Annotated in this window: 3 protein-coding genes; 2 read left to right on the top strand and 1 reads right to left on the bottom strand. The window is 32.2% G+C overall.

Features of this window, described 5'->3' with window-relative positions; genetic code table 11:
* Positions 1 to 664, bottom strand: a 664-nt coding sequence (locus WBQ70_RS12955; RefSeq protein ID WP_423914932.1) for a glycosyl hydrolase 2 galactose-binding domain-containing protein, incomplete at its 3' end; no start/stop codon positions are given.
* A 331-nt stretch (positions 665 to 995) separates the two neighbouring features.
* On the opposite strand from WBQ70_RS12955, the gene WBQ70_RS12950 reads away from it, so the two are divergent.
* Positions 996 to 1,262: an Asp-tRNA(Asn)/Glu-tRNA(Gln) amidotransferase subunit GatC gene (locus tag WBQ70_RS12950; RefSeq protein ID WP_423914930.1), complete on the top strand. Its 267-nt coding sequence runs from the start codon at positions 996 to 998 to the stop codon at positions 1,260 to 1,262.
* Between the two features lies 1 nt (position 1,263).
* Positions 1,264 to 1,597, top strand: a 334-nt coding sequence (locus tag WBQ70_RS12945; protein ID WP_423914929.1) for an amidase family protein, incomplete at its 3' end; no start/stop codon positions are given.

Raw genomic sequence — 1,597 nt, 5'->3', positions numbered from 1 at the left:
CCAATTTTACAGACCCCACAATTCCAATAGGGGTTATATCTCTCCAATAATCACCAAACCAAGGTGTTTTTTTACCAGCTACAAAAGCATTCACTTGTGGTGGTGTGTCTAATTTTACGACCAGCATATTACGTCCTTTAAGAAAATCCCATTTATGAATTCTTAAATATTCGTTGACATTAAATGAAAATGGCGAAAAGACACCTTCGTGTTTTCCTAAATAATGACCGTTTAACCATACTTCACAACTGTAATCTACGCTTTCAAAAACAAGGTCAACCATTTGGTTTTCTACTCCTTCGGTTATGCTAAATTGAAGTGCATACCACCATTCATATTGTTGTACCCATTGTGCTTTAACACTGTTTCGACCAAAATGAGGATCCTCAATTACACCCGCTTTCCATAAGTCGGTATAGACATCTCCAGGTACTTTTGCGTTGTTCCAAACTAAGGTCTCAATATCCTCTGCCGGTAATTTGTGAAGTCCTTTTTTAATTCCTTCTCCTGGTGCCATCATTTTAAAACGCCATTTTTTGCCACTCAGGTCAAGTACTTGTTGACTTGAATCCTCAAGAGATAAAGTGGTATTGGGTTGACTATAACCTACTATAATAGAACTGAGCGCTACCATTATAGTGATTAATGATCTGATTTTTTTCATAAAGTGTAGTTTAATTAGTTTTAATGTGTCAAATTTACAAAAATATTTTACATTTAAAAATTAAATTCATATTTGAATATTTTGTTTTTGAATGTCGAAAACTTAGAATGTTTAATGGTATTACATTCTGCAAATTATATGTAGTAAGAGATAATTCTCATTTCTTTTTGAAACAAACTAATAACTTACAATTAAACTAATGATTATGTTAATTTACTTATCTTCTTTATTGTTACAACTATCGAAATCATTTAAAAAAATCGAATTCCCTAAAAAAAACTTTCGTAAATTCGCCACCTTAAAAGTTAGTCTTTAAAAACGAAACATAATTATGAGTAAAACAATGACAGTCGACATCTTGTCGAGTATAAAAGGAGCGCAGCCCTCAGAGAGCGTGAACAAATTATTTGATGTGATTAAAAATGCAAATCCAACAAATAATGCTTTAAGTAATGTCAATTGTAATGCAGTATCTGTTAGCAATTTAAGAGAAGATGTTGTGGTAGAAAGTTCGGTTATAGAGAGACAAATCATTTTAGAAAATTTTCCGAACAAAAAAAATGGTTTTTTAGTGGTTGCTAAAGTTATAGAAGGATAAAATGGATTCACAGATAAAAAGAATACACCAACAGCTGGTGACGAAACAAATAACTTGTACGGCTTTAGTACAAGAAAAATTAGACTTACTTAAAGAAAATAAATACAACTCTGTCAATTCTTTGTTAGATACTTTAGCGCTGGATTTAGCGGCTAAAGTGGATGCTAAAATTGCAAAAGGGGAAACTATCGGCTTACTAGAAGGAATTCCTTTTGGAATCAAAGATGTGTATATGGTTCAAGGAACCTATACAACAGCAAGTTCTGAGTTACTAAAAAATTATAAATCTCCTTACACAGCAACTGCTATTCAAAAATTATTGGATGCTGGTGCGA

This window comes from Flavobacterium sp. (assembly GCF_049590715.1).
GTDB lineage: Bacteria > Bacteroidota > Bacteroidia > Flavobacteriales > Flavobacteriaceae > Flavobacterium.
This window is presented reverse-complemented; position numbering and strand designations above follow the sequence as displayed.

Bases quoted from the DNA above. Each gene is read 5' to 3' on its own strand.
- WBQ70_RS12950 (WP_423914930.1), top strand. From the start codon at position 996: ATGAGTAAAACAATGACAGTCGACATCTTGTCGAGTATAAAAGGAGCG.